At 62.6% G+C, this 23,398-nt stretch carries 4 protein-coding genes; 2 read left to right on the top strand and 2 right to left on the bottom strand.

What is annotated here, in order from left to right; all coding sequences use genetic code 11:
* Position 1 precedes the first annotated feature (1 nt).
* Both BM118_RS16255 and BM118_RS42085 read right to left on the bottom strand, forming a co-directional pair.
* A complete protein-coding gene (locus BM118_RS16255; RefSeq protein WP_092186549.1) occupies positions 2-1,867 on the bottom strand; it encodes a GAF domain-containing protein in 1,866 nt (621 codons plus the stop codon).
* Between the two features lie 158 nt (positions 1,868-2,025).
* Positions 2,026-20,550, bottom strand: coding sequence for an LEPR-XLL domain-containing protein (locus tag BM118_RS42085; RefSeq protein WP_283806368.1), 18,525 nt, complete (start codon positions 20,548-20,550; stop codon positions 2,026-2,028).
* Between the two features lie 554 nt (positions 20,551-21,104).
* Here BM118_RS42085 and BM118_RS16245 point away from each other — a divergent pair.
* Entirely contained in the window at positions 21,105-21,881 is a 777-nt protein-coding gene (locus BM118_RS16245) for a SapC family protein (RefSeq protein WP_092186547.1), read from the top strand.
* 365 nt (positions 21,882-22,246) lie between these two features.
* On the top strand, positions 22,247-23,392 hold the full coding sequence (locus BM118_RS16240) for a TRAP transporter substrate-binding protein (protein WP_092186546.1): 1,146 nt from the start codon (positions 22,247-22,249) through the stop codon (positions 23,390-23,392).
* Positions 23,393-23,398: the final 6 nt, after the last annotated feature.

Here is a 23,398-nt window from a genome sequence, read left to right as displayed (position 1 = left end):
GCTAGGGCTGCCATTTCCAGGCGGTCAAAATCAGCCAATCCATCAATCGATGGGTCCAGATCCAGAATAGATTGCGTTCGCCCACGATGATCTTGCCAATGCCTTCCATGCCGGGTCGCACCCGTTCCGAAGGGCTTTGAAGGCGCGCTTCGACACGAAATACATTTCGTCCCTCCTGCGCCGTCGATACCGGCATGATCTGTTCGATCGTAAAATCCATGCGTTCGCTGAGGATGCCGGATAGCGTCAGTTCGCCCGACTGCCCGACGACGACGTACGCGATGTCACGCTCCTCGACTTGAAGGATGATGCGATACGAATCCAGCGGCGCGATCTGGAAGAGCAATTTTCCCAGCTCAACCGGAGAGCCGAGCAGCTGACGGAGGTCGCCCGATACGACGACGCCGTCGAAGGGGGCAATCAGGGTCGCGCGGGCGAGTTTGTCGCTGACCAGCGTCAGGGCTGCCTCCGCCTGATCGATCTGTGCGGAGACAATTGCCATCGTGGAGCGCTCTTGAGCGGCAAGCGCCTGACGGTGCCTGCGCGTCAATTGCTCGCGTTCCGACATCAGCTTGATTCTTTCGAGCTTGAGGTCTCGATCGTCCAAGCGGCACAGGACCTGTCCCGCACGTACCGCGTCGCCCGCGCGCACGAAGCTTTCGACGAGATATCCGTCGAACGGCGCCGCCGCCGCACGTTGCACAGCCCCTTCGACGACCGTCTTTGCCGATATCCGATAAGTGCCGGTCGCAAAATTGAAGAACAACAATACGCCGACAATCGTCAGCGCTATCAGTTTGGCGCCGGGGTGCCGCGGTCCGAACAGGATTTGAAGGAAACGATGGAGTTTTTCGCCGGCGTGCCGCAGCAAGCCGCGCTCGGCCCCCAGCTTGAGCTCCAGGATCGGACCCAGCAGACCGCCTACGGTCTTGCACAATTCCACGGTCTCGGCGTCAAATGGCTCGCCGCTACCGCGCTCGAACGTCGCCACGCCGATGACGTTGCCGTTGTCGAGCAACGGCACCGAGCAAACGGCGACGTCCCCTAATTGTCGAGCCAGCTCCGCATGCGCAGTCGCCGCGGACCCAACCTCGTCGATCGCCGGGTAGACAATTGTCACGTCGAGATCGAGCACTTCGTCCATTGCCGTGCCGATGCGGCGGCCGAGATCCATCTTGGGATCGAATGTCGCGGTGTTCGAAATGGCGCGCACTTCCACGCTTCCGGACTTTTCCAGTCCGATGCTGACGCGATCACATTGCAATGCGCCGGCAAGCTCATTGCTCACCGCGAGTGCCGACGCAGCGAAACGGCGCTCGTTCATCGCGGTCGCAACCAGACCCATCGCGAGCGCCATCCTGGCCAGGCGAGCGTCCCGCTCTTCCAGAGTTCGCTGTCGAAACTGGTCGACCAGCCAGGCGCTGGCCCAGTGCAGCGTCCGCAAAGCTCGCTGCAGCGCCTTGTCCGAGCCGGCCGCGAGCTCGAGTACGACGGCGCCATGGAGGACGCCCGCAACCTCGATCGGATAGCCGACGAATGCCCGCTGATCGAACGCTGGCACCGATCCACCACCCGCCGGAATCACCACGCCCCGGCGCTCGGAAAGCGCGCGCTCGGCCGCGGGACTAAGGTGTTGCAGATCGCGTCCCGCATGCGGCCATAGCGCAGCCGGCGTGTAGGCGCCTTCCGCATTCGGACCAAGGAGCAGCAGCCCGCCGCCGACCCTCTCGATCTGCAAGCACAGGATCGTCAGCCAGCTCGCACAGAATTCCGCACTGTCCTTCGCGGCTGAGAACCTCGCCCACGCAGCCGATTCCGCGCGAATAGCATCCTCGACAGCGGAATAGAATGGCGCTGCATCGACCATCGCTTTACGTCAGCTCAATGCGCAAGATGTCGGCCGGGACGGCGCACCCTGCCCATCCAGACCGGGGAGCAATCGAAAATGATCCTTCCCTCGATCCCCAACGCGGGTATCCGTCGAAACGTCCAAACGGCAAATGTAACTTGCGCACCTGTTACCTGTTACCCCATCGCGCCTGTCGATATCGGGCGCACGCGAATCCCGGAATTCGGACTTCGTTGCACTTCGGTTCTTCCAAGATGATTGAGGAAGTCGTCCAGCCATTCCGAGGTTGCCTTCGAAGCCGTGCTGCGTTGATCCAGCAGGCCAGAGCTCGTGACCTGCCAGTCAATCACGGGCGTATCGGACTTCGGCACTGGAACGCTCGAAGAACGTGCCTGATGGTTGCCGTATGTGTCTTTCTCGTCTCCGACTGATTGCGACGCCTGCTCCGAACTCGCGACAACCGTCGCAGAGTCCAGCGAGCGAGCCAGTGGCGACGCCAGGTGAACGAACGAGGCGTCGAAACCATGCGGCGTGCTCGGTTCAGCCTTGACTCCTGCAGCCTGCCCGACCGGCTCGCGTGCCGGAACGGAAATCGGGGCGCCCGCAACCAATCCTGTCGTCGGCGTATTTGCGCTGCTTGCAGCATCGGCGTTGAGCGCCCTCAAGAGACCGGGGGCAAAGTCGATTTGCGAGACAAGCTCGGTCAGCTTGATAGCTGCGGTTTCGCGCCGCGAGTTGCCGCCGTCCGACACGATGACTTCCGAAGGAAGCCCGGCCGCGAACCAGCCGTCGGGCAACGCCCGTTCGCCAGGCATCCGCTCTTCGTCCATTACGCCGGACTCGCTGTGCCCGAATCCGATGGCGTGGCCAATCTCGTGGGCAAGCACCGACAGCAGATCGATGCGACCGGCGGCCTCCCCCGTCGGTTTCGCGGTCAAGGTCGCGCCGTGGCCGCTGAACTCGCTGTCGTCGCCCGGCGTCGGGTCGACGAACCAGCCGTAGCCGCCGGCATCCACGTCGACGGTAATCTTCCCATCGGCGAACTCTGCGAGCTGATCGCCAGGCAGATCGGCCACCGCGAACTCCAGTCCCGACAATCCCGTCAGGAGCGACGCATCCTCGACGCTTGCCCATCGGCGAACGGCTTCCGCTGCAAGGGTCAGCAACTGTTCGTTGCTCAAGCTCGCCGCAACGCCGTCAGCCGTGGCCGAAAGCGCCGTCGTAACCTGCGCCGCCGGAACTGCAGAATCGTTGGTCTTTGCGGTTACCGAGTCGAACGAGGCGGTGGCGCCCTTGGTGAAGAGGCCGAAGCGACCATCCGCGGCGACCGCGTTGAAGACGAAGCCAACCGAGGCCTGGCCGTTGATCGTGACGCTGACCGACGAGCCTCGCACCGATACGCCAAGCGTATAGTCGGTCGTCGCGTTGAGCGACTGTGAAGCCGCGGCGTCGATAAACCATCCGGCGGACGTCCGGTGGCCGATCAGCACCTGCTTGCTTGCCACATCGATCGCGGCAAACTTGAAGTCGGTGCTGCTGTAGTAGTCGAATACCAGCCCCGCACGGCCTGCCGTACGCAGGACAGCGCTGAGGTCCAGTAAAGACGTGGTCTTGAGGTTCGTGACGTTTGAGAGGTCGATCAGGTTCAGCGCGGTATCGCTGCCCGCCGGCGCCGCTCCCGTGAGCCGCCCGGCCGAGGTCGACCAGGTTCCGCTCGATTGCGTGTCGAACATCGCACCGGCGCCGGTCGTAAAGTCCTCCCGATAGGTCACGGTGGCCGTCAGCGGCACAACCTGCACCGCGATATTGTCGATGGCGCCGCGTGACTTGTTGGCGCCGAACCCGACCAGGCCCCAATTCAGGCCGTAGCTGTAGCCATCGACGACCGTCGGCTTGAACACATAGCTCAGACTGGTCTTGTTATCGACCGTCAGGGTCGCGGTCAGGCCGTTCACCGACAGCGACAGGTTATACCACGCGTCGGACTTGAGGCTCCCCGTGATGGCTCCCTGCGCAAGCACGTTCCAACCTGCGGCCGTGCGTTCTCCGATGACCACCTTGTTGGTGCCGATATCGATGCCGGCATATTTGAAGCTGGTTGCGCCCTGGTAGTCGAACACAACGTAGCTATTGGCGTCCCAGCCTCCGGTTGGCTTGATGACTTTTACCGTGGCCAGCACTTCATAATACGAGGGCAGCGCGTCGCCGATCTGGTAAATTGCGACGGCGTCCGATTTCGTCGAAGTCGACGCCACCTGCAGTGCGCCGCCGGAGGTCTGCCAAATGCCGCTATCGGCGGCAAACCCTTGCAGCTCGCCGGTGTTGAAATCGGCGGAACGCAGCACGTCGCGCTTACCACCCGGCACGTTGCCGGCCTGCGGATCCCGCGGCGCACCCGTCTGGTCCTGCCAGGCAGAATCCTGCTGGCGCACGACACCGAGCTCGGCCCATGGCTCACCATTACGGACGTCGCCGACGCTGCCGAGGGTCTGGTCGGCCCCGTCGCTCTTGCTCAGGGCGTACAGGAACTCCGCCAACTGAGGCTGAAGCGTTCGACTGACGGTGGCCGTGCCAAACGGCGCGAACGGAACAATGTAGCTGTTGAACTCGCCGACCCAGTCGATCAAGCGGTCGCCGCCGGTATTGCCGATCAGCACGTCACGGCCCGCACCGCCGTAAGCGCGATCTTCGTAGCTGGCGTGGGTATCCGGCGTCAGGTTGAGGCTGCCGACGGTGCCCTGGTTGTCGTCGGCGTTGATCAGATCATCGCCCCAGCCGCCGTACGTCGTATCGCGGCCGGTACCGCCAACCAGCCAGTCGTTGCCGTGGTCGCCGAAAATACGGTCGTCACCGTCGGTGAAGAAATCATCGGTGGTGGAAACAGTACCTTTGCCGGCCAGCTGCGGTCCCTCGGTGGCCGAGAAGTTGAGCAGGAACCCGTCGATGTAGGACATCGGGTGGTATTCGTCGTACAGGGCGAACTCGCCCGTCGCGCTGTCGTAATTGAGCACGTTACCGGGGTTGACCGGCTGGCTGTAGAAATTCGCCAGCGCCTCGGCGCCTGACATGGCATCGTCGCCCCAGCCGCCGTGCAGGAAGTCGTTGCCCCAGCCGCCATAGATGACGTCGTCGGCCTGCAACGGGTCAAACAACGGGTCCATCAGCGACTTTGCAAAGGGCGTGAGATCGACCGCTTTGAGCAATTGTCCGGTCACGTTGATGGTGGCGACCTGAACGTTGCCCGGCGTGCTGATAACCGATTCCGTGGTTGCCACCGTCACGCCTGCCAGCGCTTCAGTGAGGCCGTTGCGGCTGGTCAGAATCCGGCCGTCGTCGCCGATCACACCATCGTCGCCGGTGCCGCCGGAGATCCAGTCGAAGCCCCAGCCGCCGATCAGGTCGTCATCCTGGCCTTCACCGAACAGCACGTCGCTGCCGGTCATGCCGTAGATGAAGTCGTCGCCGGATTCGCCGTGGATCTCATCGGCCGCGCCGATATCGGTCGCGGCCGCCGGATCGAAGCTCACCCCGCCGGGCGTGTAGTCGAGCAACTGCGCCGCACGCGGAATGATCTTGTTGGTCGAGCCGGAGAGCGCGTTGTAATTGTCGTAGTTGAAGGACAGGTAATTTCCGCTGGACACGCCATTGGTGCCGACCAGGCGGAAGATATTGCCGTTGTCGCCGAGGATCGTATCGGCGTCGCGCGAGTGCCCGGTGGGCAGCGTATCAATCGTGGCGCCCGTGCTGTTGAGGCTGGCATCGCCGAGATTGTTCCGGCTGATGTCGATCCCGGCACCACCGAAGAGCAGATCCGCGCCGTCCGGCCGCAACGCAGCGGTCGTCAGGCTGAACAAGCTCGAGTTGCCACCGATGATGTCGTCCTGGCCAAGATTGCCGAAGATCACGTCGCTGCCGCCGTTGCCTTCGATGTAATCGTCGCCGTCGTTGAGGCCTTCAAAACTTGCCTGTACGGTCAATGTCGTCGACCGAGACGCGCCGACGTTGGTCGGCGCGCTCACATGAAGCGTGCCGCCTGCGGCAAGCGCAAAATCCATCGGCGGCAGGACAAACGTCGAGGGGATCAAGCCGGAGAGCGCTCCGATCGTGCCGTCGCCCTGGATCGTGTCGTTACCAAGCTGTCCGAAGATCTCGTCATCGCCGGAGCCGCCGGCGATGTAATCGTCGCCAAAGCGGCTCGCGACAAGCGTTGGATCCAGCGTGATGGTCCAATCACCCCACGCCGGCCTGCCGCCGGGCACGGGCTGCACCGTGGCGACGAATGCGCCAGCCACCTGGGCCAGCCCGTCGGGACCATAGATCAGCGTGCCGGTCAGGGCCCGGAAACGGGGATCGATGGCATCGCCTGAACCGGCGTTGAGAACCAGGCTCACGTTATCGCCGAACATCAGGTCTTTCTGATCGCCACCGTCGAGGCGGTCGCTGTTGGCGCCGCCAATGATGATGTCGTCCTCACTACCGCCGTAAATCGCGTCGGCACCGCCGCTCCCCGGATTGAGGCTGAGCGTGTCGATCCCCACGATCGTCACCCCGTCCAGCGCATAGAAGGCTTCGCCCTCGTCGCCGATGAGGATGTCGGCTCCGCCCAGGCCGCTGATCCTGTCGTTACCCAAGCCGCCGATGATCAGGTCGACGCCTGCTCCGCCGGTCAGGAAATCGTCGCCCGCCGTGCCGGGATCTTTGACATAGGTGACCTTGCCGCCAAACAACTGGAACAGCCCCTGGTCGCCGAGGATGATGTCGAGGCCGGCGTCGCCGCTGACGTTGTCGTCGCCGGTTCCGCCGATGAGAATATCGTTCCCGTTATTGCCGTAGATGGTGTCATTGCCGCCGAACGAGGCGTCGGTCGTCTGGATGAGATCGATCGTCGTCCCCAGCGCGTCGGCCCCGACATAACCGCCGTTGAATCTGATCAGGCCGTTATCGCCGATCACGATATCAGCGCCGTCGTTGGCACCATTCGAACCCGCCGCGTTATCGCCATAGATCGTATCGGCACCCTGGCCGCCGAAGATGATGTCGGCACCGGCGTCGCCGGAAAGCACGTCGTCGCCGCCGGTCCCGGGCGCGGTGGTCTGGATCAGCTTGACCTGCGTCGGGCCATCGTTGCCGCTGACCGGGTCGAAGTCGAAACGCGCGTTGTCGCCTGCGATCGAGTCGTTGTCGGCACCTCCGTTGACATGGTCCACACCGGCGCCGCCGATCAGCATGTCGGCCCCGGCGCCGCCGTTCAGCGTATCGCTGCCGCCGACCTCGGTGTCGATCGACCACGCGACGCGCGGGCCGCGGTATGTGCCGTCGGTCTGATCCTCCGGGTAAGAGGCGACGCGATAGAAGTAGTTCAACTGCGGCTTGCTCGGATCGACCACCACCGGCAACGTGTCCCACGGCTTGTCAAGGGTAAGCTGAGTGGCCGTGTTGGCGATGATTTGACGATACTGGACGTGACCGTCCGGCGAGATCGCCTGCACGATCAGACCGACCAGGCCGCCATAGCCCGTTTCAAAATTGCCCAGTGGATCCGTCAGCACAGCTCTCGGCGTGCCGTCGATCGAGACATTGGCCGCGCTGAACAGGACTCGGTAGAAACTCGAATTGACCGGAGTGATCGTCCAGTTCGAGTCGACGGTAATGACGGTCGCCGTATTGCTCACGATCGTCCGCAACTGCGCGCTGCCATCCGACGCCACGACCTGGATCGTGGATCCCACCAGCGCGCCCACCGCGTAATTGGCGGCGCTATCGGTGATCGTGGTCGCGGTCGCCGACGCGACCGTATGGGCGACAGGCGGATTGACCGGGCTCTGAGCCACGGTCGCACCCAGGCGCGTGACGATCTCGCCGGCATCATCCAGGTAATCGACCCGACCGATGTCGCCGAACAGGGTATCGGCGCCGGAGCCACCGGTGATGGTGTCATCGCCAGCGCCGCCGAAGATGACAAGCGGCAGGCTGGATGCCGAGCCATCGACCGTGTCATTGCCCGCGCCGGTGTCCAGCGAGAACGCGCCGGCCTGGCCGTCGATCAATTTCACCGTGACGTGGTCGTCTCCCTCCCCGGTATTGAGCATGGTGAGGGTGTAGAAATCTCCATTCCGCTTGGTGGTGTGGTCGTCGGAATGGGTCGCGTAGTTGACGGTGACCGTGTCGTCGCCCGAGCCGAGATTGACCTGAACGACTTCCATGTCGCCATAGGTAATGCCGCCAGGCTGGACGCCGTCGCCGATAATCAGGTTCGGGCCCATGCCGAAGCCGGTGATGCGTCCCTTCCGGTCGCCGCCTTCGATGCGATATTCGCTGCGGTCAGTCGGCGTCCCGCTGCCGCTCACGTTCGTCAGCGCCAGAATTTTGGTCCCGGCCGCCCCATCCGTTACCCCGTCGATCGTCCAGACGCGGTCCAGCCCCGGTCCGACCGTCACTTGCAGCGTCCTGCCGACCAATCCGGTCTCGAGATTCGGAATTGCAAGCAACTTTGCCAGCGCCTGAAGATCGGCAGTCTCGACCGTCATGGTGTTGGCGGCCGCATCATAGCCGAGCACATTGCCATCGGCGGAGGTCAACCGCCCGGTGTCGTCGGCGACGCTGTCTTCGTCGAAGACGGTCGTGAAATCGACCTGCTCTCTCTCGTCCGCAAAGAAGTTCGGGCTGAGATTTGTAATGGCGTACTTCGACAGAACGCTCGGCGCGGTGACACTGGGCGATGCCGGATCGACCGCGCTCGGGTTCTGCAGCTTCAGCCGCATATGGGCCGGATCGCCGGCAATCGTGTCGACGGCCTTGATCAGCCAGAAGCGGTCGAACAGGTCGCGAGGCCTGGAGGGATCGAGCACGACACCGGTGCCGGGCCCCTGGGTCAACTCGAGCGTCTTGTCAATGAGATCGACGAAGGTGTTGAAGTCCGCGATTCCGTCGTTGTTGAAATCCTTCGAAAGGTCGCCGAACAGGCTCTGCAGCTCCGCCGTCTTCACGTCCATGTATTCAAAGGCGCCCTCACCACTACCGGGTGTAAAGGCCACCACGTCTCCATCGGACGGGCGCACATTGAGCTCGCCCGGCAACATCAGTGGTGCCGGCAGGCTGAGTGAGCCGGAGCCTGCCGCACCTTCGATGATGAGAGGACCACGGATCTTGTTCACGGTGTGGAGTTCAGGCGCGAACACCTGCGTATCGTCGCCGTCGAGCACGCCGTCGTCGATCGCGCGAACATAGATCGTCTGTGGAGCGTTCCAGCTATCCGGCTGACCGCTATCGTTGTCGAAGGTGACCTGGACGGCTGACGCCCATGTGAAGCCGTCCAGCGAGACTTGCACCTGTTCCTGGAACCGCGCAAAGCCGTCCAGGGTCGTGCGCGTGTTCACCGCGTCGATCGTAAGCGTCACGGACGCCGTCGGCTGCTTCGAGAGCTGCACGGTGTAGCTGTCGGTAAGCCCGCCTTCGATGACGTCGGTCGAGCCATCGCTCTGGGTGACGATCACCGTCGGCGCATCGTTGTCGTAAATGTCGACCACCGAATCCTGGACGACGAGCTGGTCGTAACCAGGCTTCAGATAGTAGTAGCCCGCCCTGATCGCACCGCTGATCGAGGCCGCGTTGCCGTTGCGGTAGAATTCCAGTGTGTTGCCGGTGATTGCATAGCGCAGCTCACCATCGGTCTCCCCGTGGTACTTTTGCAACTCGACGGCCGTGCCGGCACCGAGATCGCCGTCGGCGTCGTACATGATGACGATCGGCTTCGCAGCGTCGTTCTGGACGGGCCGTGCCGCCAGGAACATGTACGACACCGGCTTTGTCGGCGCGAAATCGTCCGCCAGGCCGTCGCCGAAGACGTCCGTCAACAGATCGCCGTCGATCTTGTACAGGGGCTGTTGAAGGTATTGATCGACGTCGTGCTCGCTGGTGACCGAATACGAAATGTAGTCGGTGTGGAAGCCCTCCAGCACGTTATCGTCGATCGCGGTGATGGTAACGGTTTGCGGCTTGTTCCACGCGTTTGGAGCAGACGGATCGGCGCTGAACGTCAGCGTGGTGGCCGACAGGCTGACCTGATTGTTGATGGTCGTCAGGTGCACCGTCACATCGTCCGTCGGCGCCCGCGTCAGGACAACCTGATAGGTGTCGCCGAAGCCGCCTTCCAGAACGGTATTGTTCCGATTCGTCGGTGTTATGATCACCCCGGCGCGATCGTCGTCGTTGATCTGTACCTTGACGCTCAGCACCTTGGCGTCCGCGTAGAGCGGATCGGTGGTTTCGTCCGACATCGTGTGATTGATGAACGTGTAGGCAGTACCTTCGCTGCCGACGTCCTGGGCGGCCCGGAACTTCACCGTCTGCGGGGTAAACCAGTTCGTCGCGTCGAACGTCAAAACCGGACCGATCGGATTTCCCGCCGCATCGAGCAATATGTTGGACGGATTGGCCGGATCGTAGAATTCCAGATACCTGTATCCCTTGGCCTCGTCCTCGGGCGGCAACGCGGCCTGCACGACATTGATCTTCACCACGGTCCCGGGATCGGGCGCGCGGGTCAGGCGAACCGTATAGCTGTCGTATTGCCAGCCTTCGCCGCCGCTCGTCGCACCCTCGGTCACACGCGACACGCCGCCGCTTTCGCTGACGACGATGAAGTCCTTTTCGTTGTCGGCGACATTCGCCGACACGCCATCGACAGCAAGGCCGGCATAGCTCAAATCGCCGCTTTCGACGCTGTGAAGGACGATGCCGCTGTGACCCTTGAGGTCGTCGCTGATCACGGGGATCGGCGCATCGGACGGGCTGCCGCCGACAAAGAAGCTGTCGCTCCCGAGGCCACCGTCGAGCTCGGTGATGACCCCGATCCCAGTGGACAGCACGAAGAACCGGTCGTTGCCCTCGGCGCCATCGGCGACGAGCTTCTCGATATTGACGTAGCTGATATTGAGGCCTGCGCCAAACACGCCGGCATCGGTCACGACAAAGTCGTCGCTGAACTCGGTGCCGATGACCCGTACCGTATCGAATCCGTCGCCGCCGTCGATGCCGACCGGTGCGTTGACAGCGTAGAGAATCGTATCCGCGCCGGCGTCGCCCTTCATATCGGTGCGGCCGCGCTCGCTGTCGGTCGAACCCGCAAGTGCGAAGGCACGCACGGTGAACAGGTCGTCGCCTTCACCGCCGTTCAGATTGAGGGCTCCGATGTTGTGGAACACGGTGAATTCATCGTTGCCGTCACCACCGTTGACGGTGGTCGCGACGCTGACACCGTTGGACAGCCATCCGCGCGTGATCGCGATCGTCGCAAATACGTCGTCAGGCGCGATATGCGTCGTCAACCCGATGATCGGATTGTCGACTATGCGCTCCGAGTGGAACACCTGGCCGATCTGGATCCGGTCGTTGCCCGTTCCGAGATTGATGGTCGTGGCGCCGAGCACGTCGTCGCATACGACGTAATCGTCACCACCGACGGTGTTGAGCACCAGGCCTTCGATACTGCGGTAGTTGAACCGCTCGACATTGGCACCGCCATTGTTGAGCAACGCGACGAAGGCGGTATTGTGGTCTGCGCCGAGCGCGGTCAATTCCGAGACGTAGTGGCTTGAAACCGCCAGTTTCAAGGCAGCGAGCACATCTGTCTTGGTGTACCCCGGGCCGGTGGTCAGATTGACGGCGTCAAGGGCGGCAAGCATCGTCGCCGGCGCCTGATGCGGGCCATAGGCCGCCGTGATCGCATCCTTGAAGAGCTCGTGCTTCTTCAGGTCGGTATCGAGCAGGTCGGCCTTGATGAAGGCCTTGTCCAGGGCCGCCGTCAGCTTCGCCTCCAGCGGGAAGTAGGAGTCCGACATGGCGCGGAGCAGGAACACGTCCGCTTCGCCCGTGCCGGTCACGGTCAGCAAATCCGAATCGCTCGTTCCGCCGCCGCTGTCGTATGCGGTGGTGAGCTCGGTGGTGTTACCGCCGCGCGCGTTGATCAGATAGAAGTCGCCATCGGCCTCGCCATCCAGGACGTCCGACCCATAGCCGGCGACCAACGTGTCGACGCCGTCGCTGGCGCCGGCCACGCCGTCGTGCTTGCCGACGACGCCATCGCCGCCGAACAGGATGTCGTTGCCGTGCCCGCCCTCGAGAATGTCGTTGCCGGAGCCGCCGTACAGCTTGTCCTGGTCAGACTCGCCGAGGATGGTGTCGTTGCCAGCGTCGCCATACAGCGTATCCGCGCCGGTGCCACCCCACAGCACGTCGTTGTCGTCGTCGCCGTGCATGACGTCGTTGCCACCGCCGCCGAGCAGATTGTCATTGCCGAGACCGCCAAAGATCGTGTCGGCGTCGCCACCCACCGTGACGACGGGCTTGGCGAGATCGCCGTCGATGAACGTGCCGAAGTCGCCGAACAAGGTGTCCTTGTCGGCGCCACCGTCGATGGCGTCCTTGCCGGACCCGCCGAACACCACGTCATCGCCGCTGTCGCCGTGGATCGTGTCGTCGCCCTTGCCGCCGTACAGCCAATCGTTGCCGCTGCCGCCGCTGATCAACACATCCGCATAGCCCTGACCGGACTCGGTCCCGCTGACCGCAACCGGGCTGTTGTAGGTGAACAAGGCGCCGTCGCCGACGACGACGTCGTTGTCCGCACCGCCGTCGAGCAGCGTGTCGGCCGCGCCCGAGCCCGCGATGATGTCGTCACCCTCGTTGCCTTGGATCGTGTCCGCCCCGTCGGTCAGACTGACGAGCGCGCGGACGAAGCCGTGGCGAGTGGCCATGTCGATCAGGCCATCGGTGATCTCGCCGTTGTCGCCAAGCAGGATGTCCGCGCCCTTGCCTCCGGCGATCGTGTCGCCGCCTTCGTTGCCGAGGATCAAATCCGCGCCATCACCGCCATACAGGAAATCGTCCCCGGCGCCGCCGCGCATGACGCCGCCGCCGTTGCTGCCGTGGATCGTATCGCTGCCGATGCCGCCGTCGATCTCGTACTTGATGCTCGAGCCGACGCCCGACAGGTCGATGATGTCGTCGCCCTTGCCGCCGATCGCGATGATCTTGCCGGTGACGTGGTAATATTGCTTGGCGTCCGAACCTGCGTCTTCCAGATTGTCGGACCAGATCGCGACGACGTTCGGATCAGCGGTGGCTTCCACGGTGATGTGTTCGCCGAAATCGCTGAGATCGCCGAGCTTTCGCTCGCCGGCGAAGTCGCCGATGTTGATGATCAAGTCGCCGTTGTCGAGCTCGCTGGCCAGCACCGGCGGGCGGAAGAAATCCACGTCGAAGTCGGCCAGAACCGCCGGCGGCGTGATCTGGAATTTCTTGTCCAGTTCGAAGAATCCAAAGTCGATCTTCAGGAACGCGAACAGTTCGGCCGTGACCTTGCCTGACACGTCGAAAATCGCCAGCGGCGCAAGGAAGCGGTCGGCAACGTCCGGCGCCTTGAGCTGGTTGCTGAAATTGGTGGCCAGTTCGTCGAGACGAATCTTGCCGTCGCCGTCGTTGTCGAACAGGTTGAAATCCACGTCGATGAAGATACCGCCGCCGACGCCGCCGCGGGCGATGCCGAGATTCAATTCGGCCGCGGCCCACAGACCGCCATCGAACGTGAGTTCGGGCGGATCCTCGCCGTCGCTCGGATCGCTGGGCGTCGGGTCGTCGTTGATGAACAGGCCGTTGGCCAACAGCAGCGGATTCTTGAAGTCGCTGGCGGCGAAATCGATGAAGCCCTGCGTATCGTAGCCGAAGGCGAAGTCGATATTGAGATTGGCCTCCAGGTTGATCGAGACGCCGAGCGGGCCGAAGATCGAGAAGAAGGCCGAGAATTCGGCTTCGAAACTCAGCTTCGGCATGTCGTACGAAATCAGCGTCGCCGGCTTGCCCATCAGCATGCCGAACACCTGCGACGGATCCTCGAGGATGTCGAATTTGAAGGGATCGCTGGTGCCGCCGCCGGCACCTTGGGCCATCCCGCCGAGGATTTCGGCCGCCACGCCACCCGCCTCGCCGAGAACCTCTTGCAGGCCCGCCGGAAGCCCGGAGATGAGACCGTGCAGCGGACCATTGGGATCCAGCACACTCGCCGCAAATCCGCTCAGGTCGAAGTCGACCGAGCCGAGATTGCCGCCGAAGTTCGCGAACAACGGCGAGCTGCTGTCGTAGACCGTGAAGTCGCCGAACGGCACCAGCAACGAGCCGCCCGATGAAAGGTCGATCGAGTTGAGCATGCTGATGATGTCGAAAATCGTCTCGACCGCATCAATGAACCTCGGATCCACTGACCCCGAGGCCTTCGCAATGTCGAGCAATGTGATGTCGAGACCGAGGTCCGACAGGACCGGCAATGGCGTCGTGACGATGTCGATGATCGGCTGAACCGGCTCGGTGACGTCCTGAATCTTCTCGACCAGCGGCTCGACGACGTTGGTGATATACGAACCGACGTCCAGGCCGACGTTCTTGAACTCGACCACCTTCAACCCGTCCATGATCGCGGAGCCGAATTCGAAGTTGTCGCCGGGGTCGAACAGGTTGATCGGGTCGATACCCCAATCGAACAGGAAGTCTGCCTTGAGCTGCGGGAAACCACCGTCGTCGCCTGCAATGCCGAGGGTCATCCCCAGTTCGGCGGAGGCGTCGGCGCTGAACAGCACATTGAAGCCCATGCGGCCGAGCTCCGACAGGCCCAGCCGCGTATCGTTCGGATCGTCGTCGTTTACGATGTCGATTCCGAAGTTTGCCGTCAGATGGGTCTCGTCGCCGTCCCCGTCGACATCCTTGTTCTCAGCGGTGAATTCCAGGAAGCCGAGCGTGCCTTTCAGGCTCGCGTCCGGCAGCGTGACGCTGGCGCGGAGCTGCAGCTCGGGATTGCCATGTCCATCGTCCAGGAAGAAGAAGAATCCGTCCTTGCCGCTCAACCCGAAGCCCAGGTTGAGCTCCCAGTCGATGTTCAGCTTGATCTCGCCGTCGGTTTCCAGCCCCAGCCCGGGAATCCCGATGTCGAAGCCGATGTCGGCGCCGGTATCGAGCAGGTTTTGGCCGATCTTGACCTTCCACCAGATCTCGGCGTCCGCGATATCGGAGACGTCGCCGAGATTGTTGTAGCTCTGGATGTCGTCTTCGGTGCCGGCAACGAACTTGCCGTCGCCATCCTTCAGGGCATTCCCGTCCTGATCGACCGCGATGAGGAATCCGCTGTCGCCCAGCAGCTTGAACAGGATGTCCTTGATGCCGTTTTCGCTGGGATCGGCCAGCTTTTCCACTTCGGCGCGGAAGTCGTTGAGGAAACCGGTGCGGAAATCGCCGACGACATCGGCCGCCCGGCCGAGCTTGTCGCCGATGATCGGCAGCGTGAAGCCGAACATTTCCCCATCCATGGCATCCTGCACGCCGCCGAGCGCGACGTCCACGCCATCGACGATGAACATGATCTGGTCGAGCAGGCTCAGGTTCTGGAAGCCGTCGGTCAGGTCGTTCAGCACGTCCGAGACGTCGAGCACGATCGTGTCGGCGGGCGCCGCGGCCGCGTCGGTCTTGAGGAAAAGGCCGTTGGCCAGGTCTTGCAGATCGCCGGTCAGGGTGATGTCGCCGACGAGATGCGTCTCGGTCGGGAAGTAGATCGGCAAGGTGGCGCTGACGGGCGCACTGAAATCGACGTCGATATCGCCCAGCAGGCTCTGCAGGTCCGCGAGATCCTGCACCAGGCTGCGGCCGTTGGTGAAATGGCCGGCCGCGAATGACGCGTTGACCGTTCCGGCGATGCTCGCCGAGCCGCCGATGACCGACAGGCTCAGCGGACCCAGCGCCGCCTTGAATGCCATGTCGCTGCCGGACAGATCGAGGTTCGCCTGGAGGCCGCTGCTGTCGTAGAGGTAGAGCATCGAGGGGTCGTTCAGGCCGATGCCGATATCCAGCTTGAAGTTCGCACTGCCGTGCGCATCGAGCGTGGCGGCGCCGCCGAAATCGACCACTCCCGTCGGCAAATCCAGATCGGGAATGCGGACGCTGAGCGACCTGCCGAACGCGGCGCCGAGGTTCAGCTCGATCTTGATGACGTCGTCGTCGACGTTTCCGGGTGTGCCGAAATCGTCAAGCGTGAAGCTGATGAGATCACCGGCGGGATCGACGCCGAAGGCCTCGCTGATCGTCTTGTCCAGCAATTGCAGCGAAGCTGCCGGATTGTGCTGCGCTTCGGTCAGTGCATGGGAGAACGTGTCGGCGAAGTCGAGCAGATCGCTGACGCTGACGTCCACCAGCGGAATCGGGGCGCTGAGCAGACTGTCGGCGACTTCGATTTCACCGAGCAGGTTGCGCACCATAAGTAGCGCGTCGACGATCGAGTCGAAATCGAAGTCGACGTTGTCGAACTCGACCAGATTGCCGAGATCGCTCTCGAAGTCGGAAATGGCCGCGTTGGGCGTACCGATGGAAAGTCCTGCCAACGAAACCGGAAGGTCGTCCAGGACCTCGACCGTGGTGAGGCCGCCGGAGAAGGAAACCCCGCCGACGAAGGTTTCGAACGACCCGACCGTCACGCGCGCGCCACGAACGAACTTGTCCGTGAGATCGCCGCTCAACGTGAAATGCGTATCATCGACCGGCGTCACGGTGACGCCGGCCAGGTTGACGACGTCATCCCATTTCGCCAAAGCGTCGCCAAGGTTCGCGGCCAGGTCGACCGTGCCGGCGCCGAGGGTAATGAACGGAAGACTGCCATCCAGCGAGACGTCGAGATGCAGCTGCACCAGGCCGGTCAGGCTAGGGGCATCGAGCAGGGTGTTGACGTGCGACAGACCGGTGGTGAACTCGGTAAGCGAGATGCTGTTATCGGCACCCGCGCCGGTGCCGGGGTCGTTGACCCCGATGCTGAAGTCGGCGCTCAAGCTGGCATCGCCGGCAAGATTGATGCCGACAAAGCCGACATGTCCGCTGGCGTCGATCCCGCCCGGCGTAGACACCTCGAGGCTGCCCACCAGGGAAGCGTCTCGCATGAAGAAGCGATCGGAAAGCTTGATGCCGGTGAGTTGACCGCCGTCGATCTTGCCGTCGCGTTGCGCTTCGTCGATGGCGTCGATACCCGCGATCCGCAGGCCGGCGGCCGCGCCGGAGCCGTTGGCCGCGCTGACCATGAAGGCACGGGCGTTGGGGCCGTTCGCGAGGTAAGTCGTGTCGATCAGGGTCAAGCCAGTCTGGGCTTCGTTGATCTCGACCTGCACCTGTCCGGCAGTGGCCGTCTCGATCGCGAGGATCACGCCTGCAATGTCGGTGACGCCATCGAGGGACACGCGGATCACCTGACCCGCGACGGTCGGGTTGCTAACGCGAATCTCGATGTCGTCGCTGTCGGAGGCTTGCGGACCGGCGGCAAGACCCAGTGCCTGCGCCCCGGTATCGCCGGCGACGGTGAACCCGGTTATCCCGCTGCCCGCGACCGCCGACAGCACCAGCTTGTTGCCGGCGGAATCGGCCACCAGCTGGCCGGAGAAGTTCGTAGCGGTTGCGCTCGTCGGAAGCGCCAACCCATTGCCGGCCGACGCGGTGATCTGCAACTGCAGCACGGTCGCCGGATCGCCTTCGAACTTCACCCGCGCATGACCGAGGGCGGAGTCCGAGCCCGAGGACTTTGCCGTGACGACGCCGCCGAGACCTGCCGCCTCCAGCGCGGCGTTGATGTCTTCGACGAGGTCGGAAAGATTGGCGTTGCCGGTCAACGCACTTGCGCCAAGGGTGACGGTCTTCGGCGCCGCACCGTTGACCGCGACGTCGAAGCTGATGGGACCCACAGGCGCGAAGCTGGCTAGCACGCCCGTCTTCAGCGTCGCCACCGACAGCGCCTTGTTCAGGTCACTGACCACGCTGAGGATCGTCGAATTGCTTGCGGTGTCGTCGGCAAACAGGGTCAGGGTGCCGCTGAGGCCGCCGGTGGTCGTGATGGTGAGCGTCGCATCCGCCGGGAGGCGGCCGACATATTGCGTCAGGTCCTTGGCGGCCCCGAGCCGGGCCTGTGTGATCGTCGTCGCGTTGGTCAGTCCAAGCTCGAGGACGGCCGGATCGTCGATGGCCGCAGTGAACGCCACATCGTCCACCGATGCATCCGTGATCCGCAGAACCAGCGACGTGCCGGAGGCCCCGACGGCAACCTTGGTACCGACCCCCGCCGCCAGCAATGCGGCATTGACGTCAGCGGCGAGATTGCCGATCGTCGTGTTGCCGACCGTGGCGGACTGAAGCACCGTCACATGGTAGTCGGTGCCGCCGATCGTCAGCGTGAAATGCGCATCACCCGCAGTCAGCACGAACGTATCGAGGCTGTCGCCGACCAGCGGCCCGGTGGAGCCGCGCGTCGCATAGAAGCCGAGATCCTTGACGGCCGGGTCCGCCTGCGCCGCGACAAAGCCGAAGCCGACGACAGCGATATCGACCGCCTCCAGGCTTAGCCGGTTGCCGTTCGCAACGGCTTCGATCCTGCCATTCAGCGCGGCCAGCGAGTCGATAGCCTCGTTGATCGTATCGACGAGGTCGGCAACCTGTGTATCGCCCTTGCCGACGGTCACGACATGCGCCGTGCGGTACTGGTCTCCGACGTCCCAGTCGTTCTCGGTGCCCCCCTGCAGCGCCCCGGTGGTGATCGTGGTCGCGGTGATGGAAATCACCTTGGCCGACGAGCCATCGGTGATGTTGAAGACCGTGTCTCCGACGCTGACCTTACCGGTGAAGCTGTGTCCCGGGGCTGTGTCGGTCAGGAGCGTGCCGGCAGCCGAGATAGCGGTCGCGGCGCCACTCGCCTCGTTGCCCAGAACGATCTCAAAAGTGGCGTCGCCCGACAGCGGACGCATCGTGCTGATGACCGCCGAAGGCGCCGTCAGCGCCGGCGCAGTCTTGATGTCGACGCCGTCGCCGTCGTTCAGACCCGTCAATGGCGTTCCGGTCGACAGGCCCGCCTGCGCACCGGGCACGGTGTCACCCAGATAGAATCCGAGCGTGAATCCGTCAGCGAAGCCAATGCTCGCGTTGACGTTCACCAGGGTATTGCTTTGAATCCCGAGCAGCGGCCCCAGATCGAAGTCGAATGCGATCGGCAAGTCATCGTCGAAGTCAAGGCGCGGCAGCAGCGCACCGAGATTGATCGTCAGCGCCTCCGAAGTCGGGTCGTAGACCACGGAGCTGCCGGCGCCCAATATGGTGTTCAGCCGGAACGCCAGCTCCTGGATCGTATCGAAGGTCGCGGAGTTGTCCGCCCGCAGCAGCTTTATCGTGTCGTCGCCAATGCCGGTGTTGCCGGTGGTCGAGTCGGCGGCGACCGTCACTTCGACGGCCTCCGAGACCGCTCCGCGCATGAGGGTGAACCGCATCTTGACGTCGCCGGCGATAACGCCGTCGGTCGGCGTGGCCGTGTGCACGGTCGCGAGGTCGTCGGCGTCGTTGAGCACGAAGCCCAGTTCGGTCAAATTACCCGCGACCTGCTCGATCTTGAAGCTGGTGACCGTCGGGTCGATGATCTGGAAGGTCAGACTGGTGCCGTCGCCCTGCACGACGATCGCGGTGTCGAGGCCGGCCGTTCCCAGCGCTGCGTTGAGGTCGCTCGCAAGGCGGTTCGCGCCGTCCTTCACTCCGTCTGCGCCGTTGTCATAGAGCAGCGTCCTCGACACGACACCGCCGAAATCCAGCACCTCGCCGATGGACCCATCGACGAGAGGAAGATTGATCTGGTCGAAGAAGTCGCTGCTGCGCAGATTGTTGAGCTCGTCGGACAGTCGCCCGATCAAGGTGACGACGCCGGCGGCGTCGATATTGCCGAAGTTGAGGGCGTCCTGATCGATCCCGCTGTAATCGAAAGAGTAGGTGTCGGCGTCAAAAACATCGGTCGCACCGAGCGTGACGGTGCCGGCGGCGGATGCAACCCCGGTCAACGCAACGGATATCGGCAGCGATCCCGCATCGAGCGTCCCGCTCCTCTGGACGTCGAGGGGACTGACATTCGCCGAAATTTCGGCCGGCGTCAGCATCTGGTCGTGATTGCTGTCGAGGCCCGTCAGATTGACCTGGACGGCGGCATTCAGATCGATGGTGCCATTCTCGACGCCAACCGACAGAAATCCGAGGTGCGTGCCGAAGTCGAGATTGTTCGACTGGGCTTCGGCCGTCACCTGCAGCGGATCGGTGCCAAGATAGAATCCAGGGCCGCCACCCGACAATTTGACGCCAAACACGAGACTTGGCAATTCGACGCCGAGCCCGAGCGCGCCGTTGACCTGCAGGCCGAAGCCGCCCGGGTCGTTATCGCCCAGGTTGTACTGCAAGGTGGTGGCGGCCGCATTCAGATCGAGCTTGAACTGGTAGTCCCCGGTTACATCGTCCCAAGTCTGCAGTGTCACGAACGGCGACAGCGCGTTGGAAAGTCCGCCAAACGTGGTGTTCGGGTCCGAGTGAGTGTTGAAGTAGTCCAGAACCGGTTGGACGAGGTTGTCCTCGAGTGTCGCTCGCAGATCGATGATGTCGCTCAGCGACTTGTCGATACCGGGAATCTTCACCTGCAGGGCCGGCGCAGCGGCGATGGTGTCGGCAAAGCCAAGAAGGCTTGTCAGGCCGTCGGTGGTCGCCTGTTGAATCTCGGTCGAGATCAGTGTGGTGTCCGCCGACAGCAGCAGTCGCGGCTCCATGGCTTCCAGCGAAAACTCCTGGCGTCTTGCCTTGGCTGGCCGGCCGGCCCCTCCGATTCCGCGCATCCGTCGACGATTGCGCGGAAACAACTCCTCCGCGACTCTGTCCATCGCTGTCTCGAATGCCGTTCGCCGGGGGGTTGCGCCGCGCAGGAATTTCTTCATCACAGCACCTTTAAGCCGGAGGATGCAGCACGCACGCAGAGGCTGGCGCAACGAAATGACGCGCCGGTGACAGATCGCGAATTTGGACTGAAGAAGGCTTGAGCACTTGTTCGAACGGCCGAATGCGGCATGCGAAGCGCAGCCTCCGCGCCGCTTGGAAATTAAGCGAGACTATCGATTGAGCCAAGGCGACCCCCGGAAGGAAAAGGGATGCTCGAGCAATTCAACTTAGAGAGGCAATTTTGAATGGCCGGGAATGTCTACCTATTTTTCCCGCGCGTCAACTCGCAAGAATCACGCGCTCAAGAATACAAAACACTATGACAGTTGTATTGAACCTGGAAATCAACCTTTTGGATTGCCGACAATGCCCGACGGCTGCCGTTGCCCCTCGCACGATCGCGATGTAGTGTTGCAGTTGTTGGCACCTGATCGATTTACGAAGGGCGACAATAATGACCAAGCAATTGCTGATTTACGAGTCCGCCGTACCGATGTCCGCCTCGCGTCACGGCAAATTATCTCTGGAAGTTGCCGACTATTCGTTCAGCGCGTCCATCAACGCGGTGCCGCTGATGGCGGTGGAGTTCATCCGTGCAGCCACCGAGTACGCGATTGTATTCGCTGAAGTTCGAGACGATGTCTTGCCGGCAGCAGTGCTCGGCGTCCGACCGGATCAGAACCTTTTCCTGTCGGAGGATTCCAGATGGCAAGCGAATTACATACCGGCCTTTATCCGCCGCTATCCGTTTGTGTTCTCGGCGACCAACGAACGCAAGATCGTGACGCTGTGCGTCGAGGAGTCCCATCCCGGCTTGAATAGCGAAGGCCGCGGTCAGCGCTTGTTCAATGACGACGGCAAGCCTTCGCCTTACACCGAAAAGGTGTTGAAGTTCTTGAAGGAGTACCAAATCCATTTTGAGCGCACGCGCCGGTTCGGCAGGCGCCTGAAGGAGTTGGGATTGCTCGAGCCGATGCGGGCGCAAGTGACGACGCCAAAGGGAGAGACGCTGACACTCGGCGGCTTCATGGCCGTCCCGCGCAAGAAGTTGCGCGCACTCGGGGGCGACGCGCTGGCCTCATTGGCGAAAACAGATGAACTGGAACTATTGTATTTGCATTTGTATTCGATGCGAAATTTCAAAGGCGTGAGAGACAGGCTCATCGACTCGCCTTTGTCGGAGGACACTGAGCCGGAAAACGCCGGAGAATCCGCAGCCTCGGTGCATTGATCGCCACCGGCAGTAACAGCGTCATATCCGCGCCTGTACCGCTGGCCACGAACCGGCTCATGGGTCTTGTTGGCCAGATCGAGGAGCAGGCGCGCAGGCCGGTCTTCGGCTTTTCATTTATAGATGCTGGCGTCGCTGACGCCATGCTTGCGGCAGATCGGCGACCGAAACGTCGGCCTCATGCCCTTCCAAAATTCCGATGATCTGCGCTTCCGGCGTGCGGCGCATCATTGCCGCAACCCGCGTCGTAGCGTCGCATCATCCCGAACATTCCTTGCCAATCCCCCGCGCAAGTCTTTGACTTCTCCCAATAAAAATAAGGGCTGATCCGCCAGGGATCGCCATTCCAACGGGAGGAGGAAACCATGACCAAATCAAACAAAAACAAGGGGAATACTTCCAGCCGCCGCCGCTTTCTCAAGATCGCTGCTGCGGGGGCCGCCGCGACGGTAGCCGCGCCGACGATCGTTAGCGCGCAGGGCCCAATTAGCATGCGCTTTCAGAGCACTTGGCCGTCGAAGGATATCTTCCACGAATACGCGCTCGACTACGCCAAGACGGTCAACGACATGACCGGCGGCGACCTCAAGATCGAGGTGCTTCCCGCCGGCGCCGTGGTGCCCGCGTTCGGGCTGATCGATGCCGTGTCGAAAGGCACGCTCGACGGCGGCCATGGCGTACTGGTCTACCACTATGGCAAGCAGAACGCGCTGGCGCTGTGGGGCTCGGGTCCGGGCTACGCCATGGACGCCAACATGCTGCTCGCCTGGCACCGGTGGGGCGGTGGCAAGGAGCTTCTCGCGAAGCTGTATGCATCGCTCGGCCTGAACGTGGTTTCGTTCCCCTACGGACCGATGGCGACACAGCCGCTCGGGTGGTTCAAGAAACCGGTCACCAGCGCCGACGACTTCAAAGGCATCAAATTCCGCACCGTCGGCATCTCCATCGACATGTTCACCGCCATGGGCGCCGCGGTCAACGCGCTGCCCGGCGGCGAAATCGTGTCGGCGATGGATCGCGGCCTGATCGATGCAGCCGAGTTCAACAATGCCTCGTCGGACCGTCTGCTTGGCTTCGCCGACGTCTCCAAGGTCTGCATGCTGCAAAGCTACCACCAGAACGCCGAGCAGCTCGAAATCACCTTCAACAAGACCAAGTACGACGCGCTGCCGGACAAGATGAAGGCGATCATTGCCAATGCGGTGAGCGCCGCTTCGCAAGAGATGCAATGGAAGGCGATCGACCGCTACTCGAAGGACTATGTCGAGTTGCAGACCAAGGACAAGGTGAAGTTCTACAAGACGCCGGATTCAGTCCTCAAACGGCAGCTCGAGATCTTCGATGACATCGTGAAGAAGTACTCGGAGACAAATCCGCTGTTCAAGGAAATCGTCGAATCGCAGATCGAGTTCGCCCGCCGGGCGACGCAATGGGAACAAGACACCGTCGTCAACCGCAAGATGGCGTTCGATTACTACTTCGGGCCGAAAGGGACCGCGAAAAAGACCTGACGGTAC

Origin of the sequence: Bradyrhizobium sp. cf659 (assembly GCF_900113725.1) — a bacterium.
Taxonomy (GTDB): domain Bacteria; phylum Pseudomonadota; class Alphaproteobacteria; order Rhizobiales; family Xanthobacteraceae; genus Bradyrhizobium.
The sequence above is the reverse complement of the archived record's forward strand: the minus strand, read 5'-3'. Positions and strand labels throughout refer to the sequence as shown.

Excerpts from the sequence above, each read along its gene's own strand:
- BM118_RS16240 (WP_092186546.1), top strand. The coding sequence starts at position 22,247 with ATGACCAAATCAAACAAAAACAAGGGGAATACTTCCAGCCGCCGCCGC.
- BM118_RS42085 (WP_283806368.1), bottom strand. The coding sequence starts at position 20,550 with ATGCGCGGAATCGGAGGGGCCGGCCGGCCAGCCAAGGCAAGACGCCAG.
- BM118_RS16255 (WP_092186549.1), bottom strand. The coding sequence starts at position 1,867 with ATGGTCGATGCAGCGCCATTCTATTCCGCTGTCGAGGATGCTATTCGC.
- BM118_RS16245 (WP_092186547.1), top strand. The coding sequence starts at position 21,105 with ATGACCAAGCAATTGCTGATTTACGAGTCCGCCGTACCGATGTCCGCC.